Below are 22,775 nucleotides of genomic sequence, written 5' to 3'. Positions count from 1 at the left end.
CAGGCAAGGAGGAATAATGGACATCTTAATTTGTGATGATGAGCCACTTGCTGTTGAGCGCTTATCCCGTTTAGTCAATCAGTTAGGTCATCATGTTGTAGCCACAGCAGAACATGGCAAACAAGCCATTGAATTTGTAAAGCAATATGAACCTGATGTGGTTTTACTCGACATCCAGATGCCGGAAATGGATGGGATCAGTTGTGCTCAGCATTTAAGAGCACTTGACCCTATGCCTGCTGTGGTATTTTGTACGGCCTATGATGAGCATGCGCTCTCTGCGATTCAGTCGCATGCACAAGGCTATTTATTAAAACCCATTGCAAAATATGATTTAGAACAAGTATTAACAACATTAACACGCTTAACTCAAGCCCAAGTATCTAACATAGAAAAAAAAGAAGCCATGGAAGAAAAAATACAAAGACAGCAAATTGCTGCTAAAACTTATCGCGGTTTAGAACTGATACCTACAGAAAATATTTATTACTTTTTAGCGGATCAAAAATATGTCACTGTGCGCCATAAAAATGGCACCGTTCTGATCGATGAGACTTTAAAAGATTTAGAACAAGAATTTACCAATAAATTTATTCGTATTCATCGTAATGCTCTTATTTCTCTCGATTATTTAGATGGTTTAGAGTTGGTGGCTACAGGACAATATCAAGTTCGTTGTCGTGATCTGGATGAAAAACTTGCAGTGAGCCGTCGTCATTTACCTATTCTTAGAGAGCGGATGCAAAACTTCTAATCTCATTTCAAAATGACATAGATGACGTTGAAGTAATAATTTACTTGCAATTTTGACATAGCAGGGTAATTTTAGGGTGTTTAAAGTTTGGCAGCGCTGAAATGATGAAGACCTTAAAAATCGCAACACGTCAGAGTCCTCTTGCACTTTGGCAGGCAGAACATATTCGTGATCGTCTTGAAACCTTGCATCAAGGTTTAAAAGTCGAATTGGTGACCTTTGTTACCCAAGGTGACAAAATCTTAGATACACCATTGGCAAAAATTGGCGGTAAAGGTTTGTTTGTTAAAGAGCTTGAAGCTGCTTTAATGGATGGTCGTGCAGATTTGGCTGTACATTCAATGAAAGATGTTCCTATGCATCTTCCTGAGGGTTTAGAGCTTGCAGTGATTTGTGAGCGTGAAGATCCTTTCGATGCTTTTGTGTCAAATCACTACAAAACTTTTGATGACTTACCTCAAGGTGCAAAATTAGGCACATCAAGTTTACGCCGTAAATGTCAAATTTTGAAAAAACGACCAGATCTAGATGTGATTGATTTACGTGGAAACGTCGGCACACGTTTGTCCAAGCTTGATGACGGTCAATATGATGCCATTATTCTGGCGAGTGCAGGTTTAAAGCGTTTAGGGCTTGCCTCTCGTATATTACATACTTTAGCACCTGAATTGAGTCTTCCTGCTGTAGGACAAGGAGCGCTTGGTCTTGAGTGCAGATCGAATGACCAAGATGTCTTGGATTTGATCCAACCGTTAATGCATGCTGAGACCAATGTCTGTGTGCGTGCTGAACGTGCATTTAATGCGTATCTTGAAGGTGGATGCCAAGTGCCAATCGCAGGCTTTGCGACCTTAAATCAAGGTGTATTAACCCTTGAAGGACGTGTAGGTAGTGTTGATGGAAAAACTCTACTCAAAGCAACTCAAACCAGCCAACCTGAAGATGCCGAACAATTAGGCATATCACTTGCAAAAGCTTTGTTGGATCAAGGTGCGGGTGAGTTATTGAAGGCACTTTATCAATAGGAAGTTCGCGTGCTTTTTATCAATACCCGACCTTTAGATCGAGCTCGAAATCTGACCCATAGCTTAATGGCACACGGTTATGATGTTATCGATTTGCCATTATTGGTGTTAAAGGCTCGGGTTTTTGATCAGGAATTACATACGCTTTATCAACAGTTGCTGAGTACTCAGATGATTGTCGTTGTCAGTCCAACTGCTGTTGATATTGGGATGGAATACTTAAAACGTGCTGGATTGACCATTCAACACATTGCGCATGTGCAATGGCTTGCTGTTGGGAAAACAACAGCCTTGCATTTGGCTGAGCAAGGTATTAGCGCACATGTGCCTGACGTTGAAACGTCTGAAGGGATGCTGAGTCTGCCTATTTTCAAATCAATCGCAAATTTGAAAAAAATCGCATTTTGGCGTGGAGAAGGCGGTCGGCAATTTATGATGCAGCAATGCTTGCAAAACAATGTTGAAGTGTTGAACTTTGTTTTATATGAGCGTGAGTGCCCTGTTGAAAGTCAAGCTAAAGTTCCTGACATTCTTTTAAAAATAAAACAGTCATGTGTGCCTTGCTGGGTCTGTATTAGTAGCGAGGCAAGTTGGAAAAATTGGCTTAAATTATTTGAAAATCAGCAATATATTGTTGAGCATTGTCATTATTTAGTTTTGGGAGAGCGTTTGTATAATGTATTGATCAATGATAAAGATAAGTTGAAATACAATTTTGATGTAATACAAATCCAAGATTTAAATCCGCAAACCATATTGCATATTATGGGGCTAGCGCAAAGGCAGATATGAAGAAAATTTTTTCACTATTGGTATTGATCATTTTGGTTTGGTTGGCAAAGTTAAGCTATGACGATTATGGTTTATCTAAAGATTTGCTGAGTTTGCAAAATGATCTGCGTCAAAGTGAGCAAAAAAATGCCAATTTGAATGATCAATTGGTGGCGGTGCAACGTCAAAAAAAACCTGAAAATGAGCAGACCTCACAAGTTAAACCGCAGAGTCAAAGTCCACAGTTGTCACAAACGCATTTACAACCAGCCAATATGGTTAAGTCGCAATTGGAATTGATTCAATTTGCGATTCAACAGCGTCAATTTATATTTGCCTTAGATAAAATCAATCTGTTAGATCAATCTCTAGATCATTATAATTTGGCAGCAGCGATTCAAGATTCTTTGCATGCAGCCCTACAACAAGATAAAAAAAATCTACAACAATTTATACTTGCTGAAAATAATCAAATTCAGCAGTTACAAGCGGTGTTAACACATATCGATCAATTGCTTAAAAGCGAACAAAACAACCCGAATATTCAATCACCCAAAAATGAGAAATCAGGGTTTTGGAGTCAATGGATTAAAGTTGATCGTGTGGATTTAAATACGCCTGAGATTGTTCATCGTCGCATGATTTTAAAAGAAGCAGAGCTTAGAGTTTTATTGGCAAAACAAAACCTAGAAAAAGGACAAGTGCTTGAATATCAAAATATGTTAGATCATGCAATTGGTGAATTAAAACAATTACCTGATCAAAACGCTAAAAAAATAGTCAAAGAGGTTCAAAAACTAAAACAAATCAAAATGCTTCCAGAAGCTAAACTCATCAGTTTTACAATTTTGGGGTAATACGATGAAAAAAATATTAATGGCCTATGGATTACTTTTTTTAGTCATTTTCGCAATATTAAGTATTTTAAGTTTTGGTTCGGGCAGTGGTTATGTTTATGTTTTATGGCGAGGGATTCAAATACAAACCAATGTCTGGCTTGTTGCCTTTGTTATTATTTTTATTAGTTTTATTTTGCAAAGCAGTTTTGTGTTGATTAAACGTGCCATTAATCAAAATAAAAGAAAGCAATATGAATTGGTTAGTTTTAATGAGTTGCATACTTATGAACAGTTGGGTGTAGCATGGTTATTAGAAGGTGAGGCTTTAAAAAAAGACATTATTCAACCTGTATTTGAATCTTCAGTGTTATTAAAAAACATTATACAAGCACGAATTTTATTTAAACAGGAACAATTTGCTGAGGCGATGGATGAATTACAAAAAAGTCCAGCTTCGGTTTTTGAACTTGCAGAAATACAACGAGTTGAAATTTATTTGGCACAAAATGATCCACATCAAGCCTTAACACATTTAGAGTTCTTATCTGGACATATTTTATCGCCTTGGTTAGAACCACTGAGAGATTTGTATGATCAGCGCATTGAAAAGCTTTGGGGTAAGTTGGCGACCCAATATCCTTGGTTGTATTTAAAAGCCACAGAATATGGGCACTTAAATGAAAAAGCCAAACAAAAATGGCTATCTCAGTTATTAAGTCAGTTTGATTCTGCAACGATTGAAGATATTCAGTTATTGTCAGAAAAATATTTACAGCAATTAGAGCGGATGGATCATTTGGAATTCGAAACCAAACTGCTTTGGTTGAAGGTATTGGCCCGTATGCCAGAGATGGCGGAGCAACAAGGCATCTTGTCATTAAATTTGCTCAATGAGCGTTTTGATCAAGATGTGTTTTACCTTTGGTTTCAACAACAATTACTCAAGCAATTACCTGATTATTATGAAGTTGAAAAGCAAATTAACCGGTTGGAAGAAAAATATCCTAGTATGCCGCTATTTAGTTTTACAAAATGGCATATATATCAGGCGACACAGCGAGAGCATGAAGCTGCTGAATTGCTGACATTATATCCAGATCATGCATTAATGAATTATTTAAGAATTAAATCGACATTAATGGGTGATGAAGAACGTATCCAGCAGCTGAATACTGTTTTTGAAAAAAATATGAATTTTATACCTGTTAAAATTTGAGTGTAGAAATGAATTTATCAGAAAAATACCCTGTAAAATCTGAGCAAAAGGTTGCTTGGGGAGATATGGATGCCTTTGGTCATGTGAACAATGTGATCTATTATCGATATATGGAAAGTGCTCGAATTGATTATTTTTCAAAACTAGATATTTTAAATTCAGAAGTGGGAACAGTTGTCGCTTCTAGTCAATGTAAATATATTAAACCTGTATTTTATCCTGACCATTTATCGATTTACTCTGGGGTTGTGGAAATAAGAAATTCAGCCTTTAGAATGAAATATGAACTATACAGTCATCAGCAAGAATGTATCGTGGCAGAGGGAGAGGCTGTTGTTGTTTGTGTAGATAAACTTGAAATGACAAAAGTATTAATTCCTGAATATATTAAAAATAAGATTATTCGTTTAGAGAAAACGGTCAATAATGATTTATTTAAAAATTAATTTTATTTAATGTTTGTATTTTTTATGTTTAGCTTTCCATTATAAGGTTGCTAAAATAAAATTATAAAAATATTATATGCAAGGAATTTTTGATTTCTAATAATTAATTATGTTTATTTATATATATATGGAGTAAGAGTAATGCCAGATATTAGCAATCTTTCAGTTGAAGAATTGAAAAAATTAACAGCTGAAGCTGAAGCTTTGATTGAATCTAAAAAAGGTCAAGCTGTTGAAGATGCTTATAATGAAATTGTTAAAATTGCTGAATCTGTAGGTTATACATTAGAACAGTTTATTGAATACGGTTCTCATAAGCGTAAGAAAACAACACGTAAAGCTGTAGAGCCACGTTATCGTAACAAAAACAACAGCGCTGAAACTTGGACTGGTCGTGGTAAACAACCACGTTGGTTGGTTGCAGAGTTAGAGAAAGGTGCAAAACTAGAAGATTTTGTAATCTAATTTTACCAATGATTCATTCATTGTTTTAAAATTGAAAAACCAAGCATTTTTGCTTGGTTTTTTTGTTTTATTGAATTGGCGGCGCATAAAATATGTGCATAATGTGACAGATGAGGGTGATATCTATTACGGATAATAAATGACAATAATATTGGTAATAACTACATGAATGTAAAATCAAAGCAAATGATGTGGTGGGGAGGGGCAATTGTCGCTTTGCTGGTGTTTATTGTTTTGCAGATTCCTGCATCGTGGTTGATTTCAAAATTTTATAAAAATAATCAAATTTTAAAGAATGTCAGTGGCAATATTTGGCAGGGTCAAGCAGATTGGCAACAAGGTAATTTGCGTGGTTCAGTCACTTGGAAAACACGACCACTTGATCTTTTGTTATTACGTATTGGCGCTCATCTCGATATTAATAGTGGTAAAACACAACTCAATGGTATTGCGGGTTATAGCCTAGGCAAAAAAATCATCATTAAAGATATACAAGGTCAAATCGCCCCTGAAAGTCTAAGATCAGTAGTCTCTTGGCAATGGCCCACAAATAATATCCAAGTTTCAAATACATCGTTTAGCTTACATCGTGAAAAGGGTTTTAGTGACGCTTCAGGTGAAATTCGATGGGCTGGTGGTCCTTTAATTTATGAATTTTCACAACGACAAGAGCGCATGGATATTCCGCAGCTCGATGGAAATATCAGTGATGATAATGGTAAATTATTGATTGCTTTGACGGATCAGCGTGGCCAAAAGATGGCAAATCTGAGCTTGGAAAGTAATATGATGCTAGATGTGCAATTGACACAAAGACTATTGCAAAATGTGGCGTCTTATACAGGTAAAGCAGGACTAGACACCTACGTGGTCAGTTCTAGACAGCCATTAATGCGTGGTGGCTTCTAATGAATAAAATAAAAAACAGTCTTGAGCATTTAAACTGGCAAAAAATAGATGTACTCGCTCCCTTAGTGTTATTTGTTCTAATTTTAATGCTGTGCTGGAAACTCGCATCATTGTTTTGGTGGATTATCGCTCCGCCTCAAGTAATTCAAGCTGAACCTGTTGTTTTAGGTTCTCAGCAAGCTCAAATTCCCAATATTTCGAGTTTTGCTTTATTTCAAGAAGAATCGCAGATCAATGAAAATTTAAATTTTCAGTTACAAGGGGTGGTGATAGGTGTTCCTCGAACGCTTTCTTCAGCAGTCATCAAGGTCAATGATGTGCCAGACCGTTATGTGATTGGGGATAAAATTGAGGGTAGTGCTTATGAACTTTCAGAGGTATATTGGGATCATATTGTATTGACCAGTAGCAGTGGTGCAATAAAAGAAATTAAATTTCAAGGCATTGAAAACTTAGATCAGCCCATCACGCTAGATCAAAACAAAGGTTCTGCATCTCCTGTAAATCCCAATGCACCTGCAGGACAGATAAATCAAAACCAAAATAATAGCAATCAAAATATTTTAGGCAATGCGATCAATCAGATTGAAGAAAATAGGGAACAGTATTTAAAAAATATGGGGGTAAATGCAACCAATGGGCAAGGCTATGAAGTTTCTGATCAAACTCCAGTAGCGTTAAGAAATAAATTGGGGCTTAGAGCGGGGGATCGCATTCTTTCATTAAATGGACAAACGGTGGGTCAAGGACAAACGGAAGCGCAGCTGTTAGAACAGGTAAAAAAAGAAGGCAAAGTCAAAATAGAAGTAAAACGTGGTGATCAGGTGATGACCTTTCAACAAGATTTATAAGTGTCTAAAGATAAGACAAATTTAGGAAAGACAATAAGTTATGTATTTTAAAAATTTTAATCATTCGGTTTTAGCTATAGCAATTGCGACTCCAGTTCTCGCTGTGGTGAGTAGCTCGACCTATGCTCAAACTTGGAAAATTAACTTACGTGACGCTGATCTAACCGCTTTTATTAATGAAGTTGCAGATATAACAGGTAAAAATTTTGCTGTCGATCCACGGGTGCGTGGCAATGTGACTGTAATTTCAAATAAACCACTCAATAAAAATGAAGTATATGATTTATTTTTGGGCGTCTTAAATGTCAATGGTGTTGTCGCCATTCCATCAGGTAACACCATTCGTCTAGTTCCAGACAGCAATGTTAAAAATGCAGGTGTTCCTTACGACGCAAAACGAAGAGCACAAGGTGATCAAGTTGTTACACGTGTCATTTGGTTAGAAAATACCAATCCTAATGATCTGATCCCAGCATTACGCCCACTGATGCCTCAATTTGCACATTTGGCTGCAGTACAAGGTACGAATGCACTGATTATTTCTGACCGTGCAACCAATATTTATCAACTTGAAACCATTATTCGTAATCTAGATGGTACTGGGCAAAATGACATCGAAGCTGTTTCGTTACAGTCGAGCCAAGCTGAAGAGGTGATCGCACTCTTAGAAACCATGTCATCGACAGGCTCATCAAAAGATATGACAGGTTCGCGGGTGCGTATTGTTGCTGATGCTCGAACCAATCGAATTCTGATTAAAGGTGATCCCAATACACGTAAACGAATTCGCCAGATGGTGGAAACACTGGATGTGCCTTCTGCAGAGCGTTTAGGTGGGATGAAAGTATTTAAACTCAAATATGCCAGTGCAAAAAATTTATCAGATATTTTGCAAGGTTTAGTGACGGGCCAGTCTGTCAATTCGAATACTGGCAATAATCAGTACGACAACAATTCAAATAATAACGCTATTAATAGCTCGAACATCAATGCTGCGCAAAACAATAGCAACAATTCTGGCAATAGTGGTTCAGGTATTTCTACACCAGCGATTAACTTAAGCGGTTCAAATCGCAATAATCAGAATAACATCAGTAGCTTTAATGCAAATGGTGTCAGTATTATTGCGGACAATGCGCAAAATGCGCTGGTGGTCAAAGCAGAACCACAATTGATGCGTGAAATTGAGTCTGCAATTCAACAACTGGATGTGCGTCGAGAGCAAGTATTAATTGAAGCTGCGATTATCGAAGTGGCAGGAAATGATGCTGATCAATTGGGTGTGCAATGGGCATTAGGTGATATATCAAGCGGTATTGGATTGGTGAACTTTTCCAATGTTGGCGCGGGGCTGGCCAATCTTGCAGCAGGTTACTTGTCTGGAGGAACCGCAGGCCTAGGTGGCGCATTAGCATCCAGTAAAAATGGTGTCGGTTCATCGTTATTGCTGGGTGATTATAAAGAAGGGGCAAATGGTTCACGTAAAGTGTATGGCGCACTGATCCAAGCATTGAAGAGCAACACCAAATCTAATCTGCTTTCTACGCCTTCTATTGTCACTTTAGATAATGAAGAAGCGTATATTGTGGTCGGTCAAAACGTACCCTTTGTAACGGGTTCACTTTCGACAGCAGGGGGGAATAACAACCCTTATACCTCTGTTGAGCGTAAAGATGTGGGTGTCACGTTAAAAGTCATACCGCATGTGGGTGAGGGTGGTACGATTCGCTTAGAGGTCGAGCAAGAAGTTTCGGCAGTTGAGGAGAACAAAGGTCAGGCATCGGATCTCGTCACCAGTAAGCGTGCCATTAAAACATCTGTATTGGCTGATCATGGGCAAACCGTAGTTTTAGGCGGTTTAATCTCAGACAACAGTTCAATGAGTCGTGAATCTGTACCAGGTTTAGGTGCAATTCCTGGGTTGGGTCGCTTGTTCAGGTCAAACAACAAATCCAATGAAAAACGAAATCTCTTGGTCTTTATTCATCCGACCATCGTTGGTGATAGTAAAGATGTACGTCGTTTAGCGCAGCAGAAGTATGACCGTCTGTATAGTTTGCAATTGGCGATGGATAAAGACGGAAGCTTTGCAAAACTGCCACATGATGTTGAAGATGTGTATCAACCACGCTTACCAATCACTTCATCTTTGAAAGCACCTGAGCAACCCACAGTGTATAAAGTGCCTGAAAAGCCTGTTGTGCAGCAGAACCGTCAAATTGAGACACCTGTTGCAATAGAGCCACCTGCACCACAAGCAAATTTTCAACCGCGCACAGATGTGCACAAAACCAAAAATACGGTGACAACAACGACCATTCGCCAAACATCACCTTAAGTCTTGGACATGCCATAATCATTTTGACATGGTAATATAAATCCCAAATCAAAATGAGTAGATCATCATGACTTGGAAAATACAATCAATTAACGGTGAATTGACAGACAAAGAATTCAGTATTGATCGAGATATGTTGATTGGTCGTCATCAAGATGCAGATATTTTATTGCCATTTGCTGATGTTTCTCGTCGCCATGCTGCATTATTGTTAAAAGATCAAGGGCTTTGGGTGCAAGATTTGAAGTCTTCAAACGGCACTTTTGTGAATGATGTGCGTATTGAGCACGATACCTTGTTGAAGGATAGTGATATTTTACAATTTGCAGGTCAAAAATTTTCAGTACTCCAGCCTGCTAAAACAGTTGAAGAAATTGAAGCAGCAACTGCGATACCCCCTGTTTCAACAATTGATTCTGACCCTATTCAACAGCCTTCTGAAGCAATTGCTGTGTCTGAAACTGCTCAAGAGCCAGTGCAAGAAAAAACAGTCGCTGAAAAAATGCTTGAGCAAGGGATGCCTGATTTAAAAGAGCGTGATCGTTCTGTTCAATTGGCAAAAGACGGTATGCCACAAAATGTAGGTATTCCAAAGCCAGCACCCATCCCTGAAGGTGTAGATGTGAAGTCTGCATTGAAACAACCTGAATCGTGTGAAGTTGAAATTCCAGCAACATGTGCAGAAAAAGAGCTTGAAACACAAAAGAATGCATCAGTGGGCTTATTTTCATTGATTGCTTTAATTATTGTGGCAATTATTGCTTGGCTTATTTTTAAATAAGTTGTGATTGATGTTTTAAATTGATTTTCAAGGCATGCAATCGCATGCCTTTTATGTACTTATATGTAGATTTTGGATGTAGATAAAAGGAAAATAAATGAATATTGCACATTTGGATCAACGCCAGCTGATTTTATTTGATCTTGATGGAACCTTGGTTGATTCTGCATTTGATTTATACCGTGCAATGAATTTGAGTCTGACTGAGTTAAATTTGCCTTTAGTGACTGAAGAGCAGGTTCGAGTTTGGATAGGGAAGGGTACATCACTGTTTTGTCATAGTGTTTTGCAACATATCACTGGGCAAGTTGACCCTGCACAGCATCAATTGTTACTCGATACTTTTTTACGCATTTACAATGCAGATCCATGTGTAGATACTCGACCATTTGATGGCATTATCGAATTTTTAGACTGGGGTAAAGCGCAAGGAAAGACGTTGGTTTGCGTAACCAATAAGCCAGAACAACCAGCCCGAAAAATTTTAGAGATTTTAGGCATGTCACATTATTTTGCAGATGTCATTGGAGGGGATCGTTTCGAAGTCAGAAAACCTGATCCAAAACCACTTTTGCATTGTGTTGAATATTTTAAGGTAACGCTCGAACAAACACTCATGGTGGGTGACTCTAGTAATGATGTTGAAGCTGCACGCCGTGCAGGTATTGATTGTATTGTGGTCAGCTATGGCTATAATCATGGCGAAGACATCAAACTCTGTCAGCCACAACAAGTGGTTGATAATTTAATAGTGTTACTCAACTAAGATGTCATTTATTTGAAGAAAGGAAGAGGGATGGATAGACAACGCGTTTTTCGATGGCGTCGCTAAGTTTGTATTCATTATTTTAAAACTTAGCACAATCGGAAATTAAAAGAGAATTCCTCATGACGACAGAAAACCAATTTCAACAGCTGCAAGCTCAAGGCTATAACCTTATTCCTGTATATCGTCAGCGTTTAGCAGATACAGATACACCGTTGTCTGTTTTTGCACGTTTAAAAGATCACAGCCAAGCCTATTTATTTGAGTCTGTTGAAGGTGGGGAAAATTGGGCGCGTTATTCGATCATTGGATTAGGCGAGTCGACTGTGTTTTCCTGTAATGCAGGACAGTTAACTGTACAAACAGTTGATGGAACGGTCACAACACAAGCATGCGCTGATCCATTTCAATATATTCGTGATTTTCAGGCACAGTTCAAAGTCCCTTCCAAGCAAGATCTACCCGACCTACCAAGTTTTACAGGTGGTTTGGTTGGGTATCTGGGTTATGACTCTGTTCGTTATATAGAGCCACGTTTAAAGAACGTGCCGACTGATGATCCTGTGGGATTACCAGATTTGTGGCTTATGCTGTCTAAAACGGTGATTGTCTTTGATAATCTAAAAGACACACTGTTTATTATTGTGCATGCTGATACGCAAGACTCAGATGCTTATGCAAAAGCACAATCACAGTTAGATGATATCGAAGCGTTATTGGCAACACCCGTAAGTTTGCAAGCAAAAAAACACACTGCACCTGATTTCAAATCGCTTACAGGGAAAAAGAAGTTCTTAGAGTCAATTGAGACGGTCAAAGAATACATTCGGGCAGGGGATGTGATGCAGGTTGTACCTGGGCATCGCATGGTTTCTGATTTTGATGGTGATCCATTGCAGGTCTATCGTGCATTGCGTCATTTAAATCCATCACCTTACTTATTCTTAGTGCAAGGTCAAACTCTGTCAGATGGTACGCCGTTTCATATTGTGGGATCTTCACCTGAAATTCTATCTCGTTTGGAAAATGGCATTGCCACTGTGCGTCCACTTGCTGGCACTCGTCCGCGTGGTAAAACCAAAGAAGAAGATTTGGCACTCGAAAAAGACCTGCTTTCTGATGAGAAAGAGATTGCAGAGCATCTCATGTTGATTGATTTAGGTCGTAATGATGTTGGGCGTGTGTCTAAAATTGGTAAAGTTCAAGTCACTGATCAAATGGTGATCGAACGCTATTCGCATGTCATGCATATTGTGTCCAATGTGCAAGGTGAAGTGCTGGATGGTGTTGATGCTTTGGATGTTTTTAAAGCAACTTTTCCAGCGGGTACACTTTCTGGTGCGCCAAAAATCCGTGCCATGGAAATTATTGACGAAGTTGAACCTGTAAAACGTGGAATTTTTGGTGGTGCTGTTGGTTATTTAGGCTGGCATGGCGAAATGGACATGTCTATTGCGATTCGAACTTGCGTCATCCGTGAAAATCAAGTGTTTGTGCAGGCTGGAGCGGGCTTGGTTGTGGACTCAAACCCTGAATCTGAGTGGAATGAAACCCAAATAAAAGCTCGCGCAGTGATCAAAGCGGTTGAATTATCGTCAAACGGATTGATTTTGTGAGTTTTTGAGAGTTTTTTTTAAAAAAACACTTGCACGGATTCAAAGTTTTGCTAAACTGCACACCGTTCCGATACGAAACGTACGAAACACTAAGAAACGCCGGCATAGCTCAGTTGGTAGAGCAACTGACTTGTAATCAGTAGGTCCACAGTTCGAATCCGTGTGCCGGCACCATCTTAGAGGTTTGAGTTCATGAGTAAAAGAGCGACACTGAAGTAAGTGTATTGGTGAGGTTCCCGAGCGGTCAAAGGGGGCGGACTGTAACTCCGCTACGAAAGTTTCGAAGGTTCGAATCCTTCCCTCACCACCAATTTAAAACTTCGATAGTTTTGTGGTTGTACCAATATGCGGGAGTAGCTCAGTTGGTAGAGCGGCAGCCTTCCAAGCTGCATGTCGCGAGTTCGACCCTCGTCTCCCGCTCCATCGAAGAATTTAATGCTCTTATAGCTCAGTGGTAGAGCACTCCCTTGGTAAGGGAGAGGTCTCGAGTTCAAATCTCGATAAGAGCTCCAGATATACAGTTTAGCGATTTTATCGCAAAAGTTTTCAGAAGCAGGCTATTTAGTCTGCTTTTCAAGTATTTGGTGTTTGATTTTTTGACAGCATGTCGATACTGCGTTGTATTATAAAACCGTGTTCGACGTAAACGAGGAATATTCTCATGGCTAAGGCTAAGTTTGAACGTAATAAGCCACACGTTAACGTGGGCACAATTGGTCACGTTGACCATGGTAAAACAACTTTAACTGCTGCTATTGCAACTATCTGTGCAAAAACTTACGGCGGTGAAGCGAAAGATTACGCAGCAATCGACTCTGCACCAGAAGAAAAAGCGCGTGGTATTACAATTAATACTTCACACGTAGAATACGATTCTCCAACTCGTCACTACGCTCACGTAGACTGCCCAGGACACGCCGATTATGTTAAAAACATGATCACTGGTGCTGCTCAGATGGATGGTGCGATCCTTGTATGTGCTGCGACTGATGGTCCAATGCCACAAACTCGTGAACACATCCTTCTTTCTCGCCAAGTAGGTGTACCATACATCCTTGTGTTCCTTAACAAGTGTGACCTTGTTGATGATGAAGAGCTTCTTGAATTGGTAGAAATGGAAGTTCGTGAACTTCTTTCTACTTATGACTTCCCTGGTGATGACACTCCAATCATCCGTGGTTCAGCTTTAGCTGCGCTTAATGGTGACCAAGGTCAATATGGCGAGTCTGCAGTAATCGAATTAGTTTCTGCACTTGATTCTTACATTCCAGAACCAGAGCGTGCAATCGACAAAGCATTCTTAATGCCAATCGAAGACGTATTCTCTATCTCTGGTCGTGGTACAGTAGTAACTGGCCGTGTTGAATCAGGTATCGTGAAAGTAGGCGAAGAAGTTGAAATCGTTGGTATCAAAGACACAGTTAAAACAACTGTAACTGGCGTAGAAATGTTCCGTAAATTGCTTGACGAAGGTCGTGCAGGCGAGAACTGTGGTGTTCTTCTACGTGGTACTAAGCGTGAAGACGTACAGCGTGGTCAAGTACTTGCTAAACCAGGTACAATCAACCCGCACACTAAATTCGATGCAGAAGTATACGTACTTTCTAAAGAAGAAGGTGGTCGTCATACTCCATTCCTTAACGGTTACCGTCCACAGTTCTACTTCCGTACAACTGATGTAACTGGCGCGATTCAATTGAAAGAAGGCGTTGAAATGGTTATGCCTGGTGACAACGTTGAAATGTCAGTAGAATTAATCCACCCAATCGCAATGGACCCAGGTCTACGTTTTGCGATCCGTGAAGGTGGTCGTACAGTTGGTGCTGGTGTAGTTGCTAAAGTAACTGCATAATATATAATACGATTCAAATTGAGGGTTTCGGCTCTCAATTTGTTTATAGGTCAGTAGTTCAATTGGTAGAGCGTCGGTCTCCAAAACCGAATGTTGGGGGTTCGAGTCCCTCCTGACCTGCCAAATTTTTTTAATAAAAAGCTTGATGCTGGCTAAACTGGTCATATAATAAGTCGCGAATGCTACGACGAGTACAAAAATGTCGAATGATAAACCGCGTAACGTATTAAGCGAAGCGCCAATTCCCCAAAGAAACAGTTCTGCTGAAGTTGTCAATTCTGGTTCACCAGTTGACGTGATTTTATGGATTTTTGCATTGGCTTTATTTGCTGGTGCGCTCATGGTAAATCAATATCTTCCAGCGTATTGGCCTCCTGCGAACAATATTTGGGTTCGTATCGGGGTAATTTTGGCTTGTATCGTTGTGGCTTTAGGTTTATTATACGCCACCCATCAAGGCAAAGGCTTTGTTCGTTTGTTGAAAGATTCACGCGTTGAACTGCGTCGAGTTGTTTGGCCGACAAAGCAAGAAACAGTAACCACATCATGGCAAGTTTTACTTGTTGTTGTAGTCACAGCCATTATCTTATGGTGTTTTGACTATATTATTGGTTGGTTTATGAAGTTTATTATCGGGTAAAAGAGCTATGAAACGTTGGTACATTATTCATGCCTACTCAGGTTATGAAAAACAAGTGATGCGTTCGCTTAATGATCGAATCCAGCGTAGCGCTGTTGCCGATAGCTTTGGTGAAGTTCTTGTTCCTACCGAAGAAGTGGTAGAAATGAAGGATGGTAAGAAACGTAAGTCAGAGCGTAAATTCTTTCCAGGCTATGTATTAGTTGAAATGGAAATGAATGACGATACTTGGCACATTGTTAAAGAATGTCCAAAAGTACTCGGTTTTATTGGTGGTACAGCAGAAAAGCCTGCCCCAATTACGCAAAAAGAAGCTGATGCGATTCTTGCTCGTGTACGCAATACTGGTGAAGCACCACGTCCTAAGACGATGTTTGAACCAGGCGAAGAATTACTGGTGACTGATGGCCCATTCACAGACTTTAAGGGTGTTGTGGAAGAGGTTCAGTACGAGAAGTCACGTTTAACGTTGACAATCAATGTATTTAACAGACCGACTCAGGTTGAATTGGAATTTCGTCAAGTCGAAAAATCAATGTAATTTGAGTTTGTTCAAAACGCCCGATTTGTAATGGATCGGGCATTGTTGTTGTAACGGTATTATCGTTACTTAAAATAGTTGGGGAGCCTAGCGGCGTTCGTACCCAGAGGTAATAGACAATGGCTAAGAAGATTGACGGCTATATCAAGCTGCAAGTTCCAGCTGGTAAAGCAAATCCATCTCCACCGATTGGTCCTGCACTAGGTCAACGTGGTGTTAACATCATGGCATTCTGTAAAGAATTCAATGCTGCAACACAAAAAGTTGAAGCTGGTCTACCAATTCCTGTAGTGATTACTGTGTACAACGACAAGTCGTTCACATTCATCATGAAAACTCCACCTGCTGCGATTCTTCTTAAGAAAGCTGCTGGTATCCAAAAGGGTTCTGCTGTACCAAACAAAACTAAAGTTGGTAAGTTGACTCGTGCTCAATTGGAAGAAATTGCGACTACTAAAGAACCAGATTTGACTGGTGCTGATTTAGACGCACGTGTACGTACCATTGCTGGTTCTGCGCGTTCTATGGGCTTGGAAGTGGAGCTTTAAGACATGGCTAAATTAACTAAACGTCAAAAAGCGATTGCTGCCGCTGTAGAAGCAAACAAAGTTTATACTTTGGAAGAAGCTGTACAAGTGTTGACAAGCCTTCCTGCTGCTAAATTCAAAGAATCTTTGGATGTTGCAGTAAACCTAGGTGTTGACCCTCGTAAATCTGACCAAGTTGTTCGTGGCGCGACTACACTTCCTGCAGGTACTGGTAAAACTGTACGTGTAGCTGTGTTTGCTCAAGGTGCTGCTGCTGAAGCTGCTAAAGCTGAAGGCGCTGACATCGTTGGTTTTGATGATCTTGCTGAAAGCATCCAAGCGGGTAACCTTGACTTCGACGTGGTAATTGCTGCTCCAGATGCAATGCGCGTTGTTGGTAAATTAGGTACGATTCTTGGTCCACGTGGCTTAATGCCAAACCCTAAAGTGGGTACTGTAACTCCTGACGTAGCTGGCGCTGTTAAAAACGCTAAAGCTGGTCAAGCACGTTACCGTGTAGACAAAGCAGGTATCATCCATGCTGCGATCGGTCAAGTAGGTTTCTCTGCTGAAGCTGTTCGTCAAAACGTTGAAGCTCTTGTAGCTGACCTTAAGAAAGCAAAACCTGCGACTTCTAAAGGTGTTTATATCAAAAAGATCACTTTGAGCTCTACTATGGGCCCTGGTCTTGTTGTTGATGTAGCAAACGTTTCTAACTAAGTTTGACTTAGAAAAAGAATTTTAAAGCCCTGAGTAAAAATCAAAGCGCTGCTTTGATTTTTACGCAAGATAGGAAATAGGCTTCACTCGAAGCATAGCTTCTCGTCTTGCGTGTCGGCAAAGCTATGCTTTGCTGATCGCCCCTCAGGCAAACTTTGAATTGATAAATTTTTCGTTTATCAGCGTCAAAGACCTCGGGCGAGGAAAGTGTTGCGACATTTTCTTCTTAAAAGTCCAGTCCGAGTAGACGCGGTGGTGTGATTTGTTCCTCCTCCGCGTGTAAGTTCAGAAATGGACTTGCGAATTGGGAGTGCGCTCATTTTTGAGTGCATAAATCACCTTTAGGAGGTTTTACAATGGCTCTTCTTATCGAAGGCAAAAAACAAATCGTTGCTGAAGTAGCTGAAGTTGCTTCTACAGCGTTTGCTGCTGTTGTTGCTGACTACCAAGGTTTAACAGTTGAGCAGTTAACTGCTCTTCGTGTTGAAGCTCGTAAACTAGGTGTTCATACACGTATTGTACGTAACACTTTGGCTAAACGTGCTCTTCAAGATACTCAATTCAATATCTTGAGCGACAACCTTGTTGGCCCAACAATCTTAGCTTTCTCAACTTCTGAAGACGACATGGGTGCTGCTGCTCGTTTGTTCGAAGAATTTGCTAAAACTAACAAAGCGTTTGAACTTAAAGCTGCTGCATTTGATGGCAAAGTTTATCAAGGTGCTGAAGTTAGCGTTATCGCGAATCTTCCGAACCAAGAAAAAGCGCTTACTATGCTTGCAAACGTTCTTCAAGCTCCTATTTCGAAATTGGGTCGCTTACTTACAGCGCTTCAAGAGAAAAACGAGTCAGAAGCTGCTTAAGCAGAAACTTATTTCCACACCATTCAATACCCATTTGGAGTTACTCTCATGGCTTTAACTAACGAAGAAATTTTAAACGCAGTTGCTGAAAAAACTGTTCTTGAACTTGTTGAACTTATTTCTGCTTTCGAAGAAAAATTCAACGTATCTGCTGCTGCTGTAGCTGTAGCTGCTGGTCCAGCTGCTGCTGCTGCTGCTGAAGAGCAATCAGAATTCAACGTTGAGTTGACTTCTTTCGGTGCTAACAAAGTAGCTGTAATTAAAGCAGTTCGTGAAATCACTGGTCTTGGCTTGAAAGAAGCTAAAGACATGGTTGAAGGCGCTCCTTCAGTTCTTAAAGAAGGCGTTTCTAAAGAAGAAGCTGAAGAACTTAAGAAAAAACTTGAAGAAACTGGTGCTACAGTTACTGTTAAGTAATTTCTGTAGGAGTCAAATTTTAATTTGACTCCAAAAATTGGCTGATGGCTCTTGGGTCATCAGCCTTTTTGCGTTACAATAATCGGCTCGATTTTGCATTAGTTGCTTTAAAAATCACCGTTTTATAAAAATATATTTATAAATCAAATGCTTACCAATATTTTTCAAATTTAGAAAATATTGTTAAGCGTTTTAATACCACTTAAAATTGCAGCATTTGAACAAAGTGGTGGTCATATCGACCTGCGTAATTCCTTCTGAACCCGTTCTGCAGGCGGGTTTAGTTTACTTTCCGAGGACTCCAGATGGCATACTCATATACCGAAAAGAAACGGATCCGTAAGAATTTTGGTAAATTGCCCCAAGTGATGGACGCTCCGTACTTGCTCGCTATTCAAGTCGACTCGTACAGAACGTTCCTTCAAGACGGCAAAACACCAAAAAACCGCGAAGATATCGGTCTCCAAGCTGCATTTCGTTCAGTTTTTCCTATCGAAAGTTATTCTGGGAATGCTGCTTTAGAATTCGTTGAGTATAGCCTTGGTAAGCCAGAGTTTGATGTACGTGAGTGTATTCTTCGTGGATCAACTTATGCTGCACCAATGCGCGTTAAAATTCGTTTGATCATTAAAGATCGTGAAACGAAAACAATCAAAGACGTACGTGAGCAAGAAGTGTATATGGGTGAAATGCCACTCATGACACAGAATGGTACCTTTGTAATCAACGGTACTGAGCGTGTAATTGTATCTCAATTACACCGTTCACCAGGTGTGTTCTTTGACCATGATAAGGGTAAAACTCACTCAAGCGGTAAAGTGCTTTATTCTGCACGTATCATTCCTTACCGTGGTTCATGGTTAGATTTCGAATTCGATGCAAAAGACCTTGTATATGTTCGTATTGACCGTCGTCGTAAATTATTAGCGACTGTTGTACTACGTGCGTTAGGCTACAGTAACGAACAAATCTTAGACATGTTCTATGAGAAAGTTCCTGTATACCTCGACATGGGTAGTTATCAAATTGACTTAGTGCCTGAACGCCTGCGTGGTGAAATGGCACAATTTGATATTCTTGATGCTGACGGTAAAGCGATTGTTGAACAAGGCAAACGTATTAATGCACGTCACGTGCGTCAAATGGAAGCTGCTGGCTTAACTAAGCTTTCAGTTCCTGATGAATACTTGTATGAGCGTATTACAGCACAAGACATTACTTTACGTGATGGCGATGTAATTCCAGCAAATACAGTGCTTAGTCATGAAATCATGGTGAAATTGGCTGAGGGTGGAGTTAAAGAATTTAACATCCTTTACACCAATGACATCGATCACGGATCATTTGTAGCTGATTCTCTACGTGCTGACACAACTTCAGGTCGTGAAGAAGCGCTTGTAGAAATCTACAAAGTAATGCGTCCGGGTGAGCCACCAACAAAAGAAGCTGCTGAAAACTTATTCAACAACTTGTTCTTCTCTCCAGAACGTTATGACTTATCTCCAGTAGGTCGTATGAAGTTCAACCGTCGTTTGGGTCGTCCTTACGAAGTGGGTACGGATCAGAAGTCACGTGAAGTTGAAGGTATTCTTTCGAACGACGATATTATCGATGTGCTTAAAACATTGGTGGAAATTCGTAACGGTAAAGGTGAAGTCGATGATATCGATCACTTGGGTAACCGTCGTGTTCGTTCAGTTGGTGAAATGACTGAAAACCAATTCCGTGTAGGTCTTGTTCGTGTTGAACGTGCTGTTAAAGAACGTTTAAGCCAAGCTGAAACTGACAACTTGTCTCCGCAAGATTTAATCAATGCGAAACCAGTTGCTGCTGCAATCAAAGAATTCTTTGGTTCAAGCCAGTTGTCACAGTTCATGGATCAAAACAACCCATTGTCTGAAATTACACATAAACGTCGTGTATCAGCTCTTGGGCCTGGTGGTTTGACACGTGAACGTGCGGGCTTCGAAGTACGTGACGTACATCAAACTCACTACGGTCGTGTATGTCCAATTGAAACGCCTGAAGGTCCAAACATTGGTTTGATCAACTCGCTTTCTGTTTACGCGAAGTGTAATAACTTCGGTTTCTTAGAAACACCATACCGTAAAGTGGTTGATGGTCGTGTAACAGATGAAGTTGAATACCTATCTGCGATTGAAGAAGTTGGTACTGTGATTGCACAGGCCGATTCTGGTATCGATAAAGACGGTAACTTAACTGAAGAATTCGTATCAGTACGTCATCAAGGTGACTTCGTTCGTATGCCTCCTGAAAAAGTGACGCATATGGACGTATCAGCTCAGCAGGTTGTATCTGTTGCTGCATCACTTATTCCATTCCTTGAACACGATGATGCCAACCGTGCATTGATGGGTTCAAACATGCAACGTCAGGCTGTTCCTACATTGATCGCTGACAAGCCTCTTGTTGGTACGGGTATGGAAGCGAACGTAGCACATGACTCTGGTGTGTGTGTGATCGCGAAACGTGGCGGACGTATTGAGTTTGTTGATGCTTCTCGTGTGGTTATTCGTGTAAATGAAGACGAAATGATCGCGGGTGAAGCAGGTGTAGATATCTACAACTTGATCAAATACACACGTTCAAACCAAAACACATGTATCAACCAAAAAGTACTTGTACAGTTAGGCGACAAAGTAGGTCGTGGTGACGTATTGGCTGATGGTCCATCGACTGATGGCGGTGAATTGGCACTGGGTCAAAACATGCGTGTAGCGTTCATGACTTGGAACGGTTACAACTATGAGGACTCGATCTTACTTTCTGAACGTGTTCTTCAAGAAGATCGTTTAACGTCTATTCATATTCAAGAACTTTCTTGTGTAGCACGTGATACGAAGCTTGGGCCTGAAGAAATCACTGCAGATATTCCAAACGTAGGTGAAGCAGCATTATCGAAACTTGATGAATCAGGTATCGTTTATATCGGTGCTGAAGTTACTGCGGGCGATATCCTTGTTGGTAAAGTAACCCCTAAAGGTGAAACGCAATTAACACCAGAAGAAAAATTGCTTCGTGCAATCTTCGGTGAAAAAGCGGCTGACGTGAAAGACTCATCGTTACGTGTATCTTCATCTGTAAAAGGTACTGTAATTGACGTTCAAGTATTTACCCGTGACGGCATTGAAAAAGATGAACGTGCTCAAGCAATTGAGAAAGCTCAACTTGATGCTTACCGTAAAGACTTGAAAGAAGAATACAAAATCTTTGAAGAAGCAGCGCGTGAACGTATTGTTCGCTTGTTGAAAGGTCAAGAATCGAACGGTGGCGGTACGACTAAACGTGGCGACAAACTCAATGAAGATATGTTGTCTGGTTTAGAACTTGTTGATTTGTTAGATATTCAACCATCTGACGAAGGCATCGCTGAACGTTTGACTCAAATTCAAGTGTTCTTGAAAGAGAAGAGCCTTGAAATTGATGAGAAATTTGCTGAGAAAAAACGCAAACTTTCTACAGGTGATGAGCTTACAACTGGCGTATTGAAAGTTGTTAAAGTTTACTTGGCTGTAAAACGTCGCATCCAACCGGGTGATAAGATGGCGGGTCGTCACGGTAACAAAGGTGTTGTATCAAACATCTTACCTGTAGAAGACATGCCGCACGATGCAAACGGTGTACCTGTTGATATCGTATTGAACCCATTGGGTGTACCTTCACGTATGAACGTGGGTCAGATTCTAGAAACTCACTTGGGTATGGCTGCGAAAGGTCTTGGCGATCAAATCGATAAGATGATGAAAGAGCAACGTACTGTACTTGAGCTTCGTGAATTCTTAGACAAGATTTACAACAAAGTTGGTGGCGAGCAAGAAGATCTTGATAGCTTAACTGACGAAGAGATCTTGGTACTTTCAGGTAATCTTCGTAAGGGTGTTCCACTAGCAACACCTGTATTCGATGGTGCTGAAGAATCACAAATTAAAGATTTATTAGAACTTGGTGGCATCTCACGTACGGGTCAAACAGTATTGTATGACGGTCGTACAGGTGAACGTTTTGACCGTCCTGTAACTGTAGGTTACATGTACATGTTGAAACTGAACCACTTGGTTGATGACAAGATGCATGCGCGTTCTACTGGTTCTTACTCTCTTGTAACGCAACAGCCATTGGGTGGTAAAGCTCAATTCGGTGGTCAGCGTTTCGGTGAGATGGAGGTCTGGGCACTTGAAGCATATGGCGCAGCTTACACGCTTCAAGAGATGCTTACTGTTAAGTCGGATGACGTTGAAGGCCGTACTCGTATCTACAAGAACATTGTAGATGGTAACCATTATATGGATCCGGGTATGCCTGAATCGTTCAACGTATTGACTAAAGAGATCCGTTCTTTAGGTATCAACATTGAACTGAAAAATGGTGACTAAATCCCCCTCAATCCCCCTTTAATAAAGGGGGAGGCTTTCCCCTC

21 protein-coding genes and 5 tRNA genes are annotated in these 22,775 nt (G+C 40.3%); all 26 read left to right on the top strand.

Features of this window, described 5'->3' with window-relative positions:
- Window positions 1–16 precede the first annotated feature (16 nt).
- The 26 genes from G8E00_RS14805 to rpoB all read left to right on the top strand — a co-directional run bounded on the left by G8E00_RS14805 (window position 17) and on the right by rpoB (window position 22,731).
- Complete coding sequence (locus tag G8E00_RS14805) at window positions 17–754, top strand: LytR/AlgR family response regulator transcription factor (protein WP_166012558.1); 738 nt, start codon at window positions 17–19, stop codon at window positions 752–754.
- 104 nt (window positions 755–858) lie between these two features.
- Window positions 859–1,779: a hydroxymethylbilane synthase gene (hemC, locus tag G8E00_RS14800; protein WP_166226579.1), complete on the top strand. Its 921-nt coding sequence runs from the start codon at window positions 859–861 to the stop codon at window positions 1,777–1,779.
- A gap of 9 nt (window positions 1,780–1,788) precedes the next feature.
- Window positions 1,789–2,571, top strand: a complete 783-nt coding sequence (locus tag G8E00_RS14795) for a uroporphyrinogen-III synthase (RefSeq protein ID WP_166225835.1) — start codon at window positions 1,789–1,791, stop codon at window positions 2,569–2,571.
- Window positions 2,568–3,407 (top strand): hypothetical protein, encoded by an 840-nt coding sequence (locus G8E00_RS14790; RefSeq protein ID WP_166225832.1) that lies wholly within the window; start codon window positions 2,568–2,570, stop codon window positions 3,405–3,407. Before G8E00_RS14795 ends, G8E00_RS14790 begins: the two co-directional genes overlap by 4 nt.
- A gap of 4 nt (window positions 3,408–3,411) precedes the next feature.
- Window positions 3,412–4,605 carry a heme biosynthesis protein HemY gene (locus G8E00_RS14785; protein WP_166225829.1) on the top strand — a complete coding sequence of 398 codons (1,194 nt, stop codon included), beginning with the start codon at window positions 3,412–3,414 and terminating at the stop codon, window positions 4,603–4,605.
- A gap of 8 nt (window positions 4,606–4,613) precedes the next feature.
- Entirely contained in the window at window positions 4,614–5,051 is a 438-nt protein-coding gene (locus G8E00_RS14780; protein ID WP_166225826.1) for an acyl-CoA thioesterase, read from the top strand.
- A 141-nt stretch (window positions 5,052–5,192) separates the two neighbouring features.
- Window positions 5,193–5,516 carry an H-NS histone family protein gene (locus tag G8E00_RS14775; RefSeq protein WP_166012553.1) on the top strand — a complete coding sequence of 108 codons (324 nt, stop codon included), beginning with the start codon at window positions 5,193–5,195 and terminating at the stop codon, window positions 5,514–5,516.
- 165 nt (window positions 5,517–5,681) lie between these two features.
- Complete coding sequence (gene gspN / locus G8E00_RS14770) at window positions 5,682–6,425, top strand: type II secretion system protein N (protein WP_166225823.1); 744 nt, start codon at window positions 5,682–5,684, stop codon at window positions 6,423–6,425.
- A complete protein-coding gene (locus tag G8E00_RS14765) occupies window positions 6,425–7,276 on the top strand; it encodes a type II secretion system protein N (protein ID WP_166225820.1) in 852 nt (283 codons plus the stop codon). The genes gspN and G8E00_RS14765 overlap by 1 nt, the downstream gene beginning before the upstream one ends.
- Window positions 7,277–7,316: 40 nt before the next feature.
- Complete coding sequence (gspD, locus tag G8E00_RS14760) at window positions 7,317–9,614, top strand: type II secretion system secretin GspD (protein WP_166225817.1); 2,298 nt, start codon at window positions 7,317–7,319, stop codon at window positions 9,612–9,614.
- A gap of 67 nt (window positions 9,615–9,681) precedes the next feature.
- Window positions 9,682–10,395 (top strand): FHA domain-containing protein, encoded by a 714-nt coding sequence (locus G8E00_RS14755; RefSeq protein WP_166225814.1) that lies wholly within the window; start codon window positions 9,682–9,684, stop codon window positions 10,393–10,395.
- Window positions 10,396–10,492: 97 nt separating this feature from the next.
- The gene (locus tag G8E00_RS14750) at window positions 10,493–11,161 is read left to right on the top strand and encodes a phosphoglycolate phosphatase (RefSeq protein WP_166012548.1); all 669 of its coding nucleotides are present in this window, start codon (window positions 10,493–10,495) and stop codon (window positions 11,159–11,161) included.
- A 122-nt stretch (window positions 11,162–11,283) separates the two neighbouring features.
- Window positions 11,284–12,777 (top strand): anthranilate synthase component I, encoded by a 1,494-nt coding sequence (gene trpE, locus G8E00_RS14745; protein WP_166225811.1) that lies wholly within the window; start codon window positions 11,284–11,286, stop codon window positions 12,775–12,777.
- Window positions 12,778–12,875: 98 nt separating this feature from the next.
- A tRNA-Thr gene (locus G8E00_RS14740) sits at window positions 12,876–12,951 on the top strand.
- A gap of 52 nt (window positions 12,952–13,003) precedes the next feature.
- Window positions 13,004–13,087 (top strand) — tRNA-Tyr (locus G8E00_RS14735).
- Window positions 13,088–13,124: 37 nt separating this feature from the next.
- Window positions 13,125–13,200: transfer RNA gene (locus tag G8E00_RS14730), tRNA-Gly, on the top strand.
- 14 nt (window positions 13,201–13,214) lie between these two features.
- Window positions 13,215–13,289, top strand: a tRNA-Thr gene (locus G8E00_RS14725).
- 149 nt (window positions 13,290–13,438) lie between these two features.
- Complete coding sequence (gene tuf, locus G8E00_RS14720; protein WP_166225808.1) at window positions 13,439–14,629, top strand: elongation factor Tu; 1,191 nt, start codon at window positions 13,439–13,441, stop codon at window positions 14,627–14,629.
- A 47-nt stretch (window positions 14,630–14,676) separates the two neighbouring features.
- A tRNA-Trp gene (locus tag G8E00_RS14715) sits at window positions 14,677–14,752 on the top strand.
- A gap of 76 nt (window positions 14,753–14,828) precedes the next feature.
- Entirely contained in the window at window positions 14,829–15,269 is a 441-nt protein-coding gene (secE, locus tag G8E00_RS14710) for a preprotein translocase subunit SecE (RefSeq protein WP_166011313.1), read from the top strand.
- A 7-nt stretch (window positions 15,270–15,276) separates the two neighbouring features.
- Entirely contained in the window at window positions 15,277–15,810 is a 534-nt protein-coding gene (gene nusG, locus G8E00_RS14705; protein WP_166011311.1) for a transcription termination/antitermination protein NusG, read from the top strand.
- Between the two features lie 119 nt (window positions 15,811–15,929).
- Window positions 15,930–16,358 carry a 50S ribosomal protein L11 gene (gene rplK, locus G8E00_RS14700; protein WP_004868049.1) on the top strand — a complete coding sequence of 143 codons (429 nt, stop codon included), beginning with the start codon at window positions 15,930–15,932 and terminating at the stop codon, window positions 16,356–16,358.
- Between the two features lie 3 nt (window positions 16,359–16,361).
- Window positions 16,362–17,057, top strand: coding sequence for a 50S ribosomal protein L1 (gene rplA, locus G8E00_RS14695; protein WP_166011310.1), 696 nt, complete (start codon window positions 16,362–16,364; stop codon window positions 17,055–17,057).
- Window positions 17,058–17,413: 356 nt separating this feature from the next.
- Window positions 17,414–17,920 carry a 50S ribosomal protein L10 gene (gene rplJ / locus G8E00_RS14690; protein ID WP_166225805.1) on the top strand — a complete coding sequence of 169 codons (507 nt, stop codon included), beginning with the start codon at window positions 17,414–17,416 and terminating at the stop codon, window positions 17,918–17,920.
- A gap of 48 nt (window positions 17,921–17,968) precedes the next feature.
- Window positions 17,969–18,337 carry a 50S ribosomal protein L7/L12 gene (gene rplL, locus G8E00_RS14685; protein WP_166225802.1) on the top strand — a complete coding sequence of 123 codons (369 nt, stop codon included), beginning with the start codon at window positions 17,969–17,971 and terminating at the stop codon, window positions 18,335–18,337.
- Window positions 18,338–18,642: 305 nt separating this feature from the next.
- Complete coding sequence (gene rpoB, locus G8E00_RS14680; protein WP_166011306.1) at window positions 18,643–22,731, top strand: DNA-directed RNA polymerase subunit beta; 4,089 nt, start codon at window positions 18,643–18,645, stop codon at window positions 22,729–22,731.
- Window positions 22,732–22,775: the final 44 nt, after the last annotated feature.

It is taken from the genome of Acinetobacter shaoyimingii, from assembly GCF_011578045.1.
Taxonomy (GTDB): domain Bacteria; phylum Pseudomonadota; class Gammaproteobacteria; order Pseudomonadales; family Moraxellaceae; genus Acinetobacter; species Acinetobacter shaoyimingii.
The sequence above is the reverse complement of the archived record's forward strand: the minus strand, read 5'-3'. Positions and strand labels throughout refer to the sequence as shown.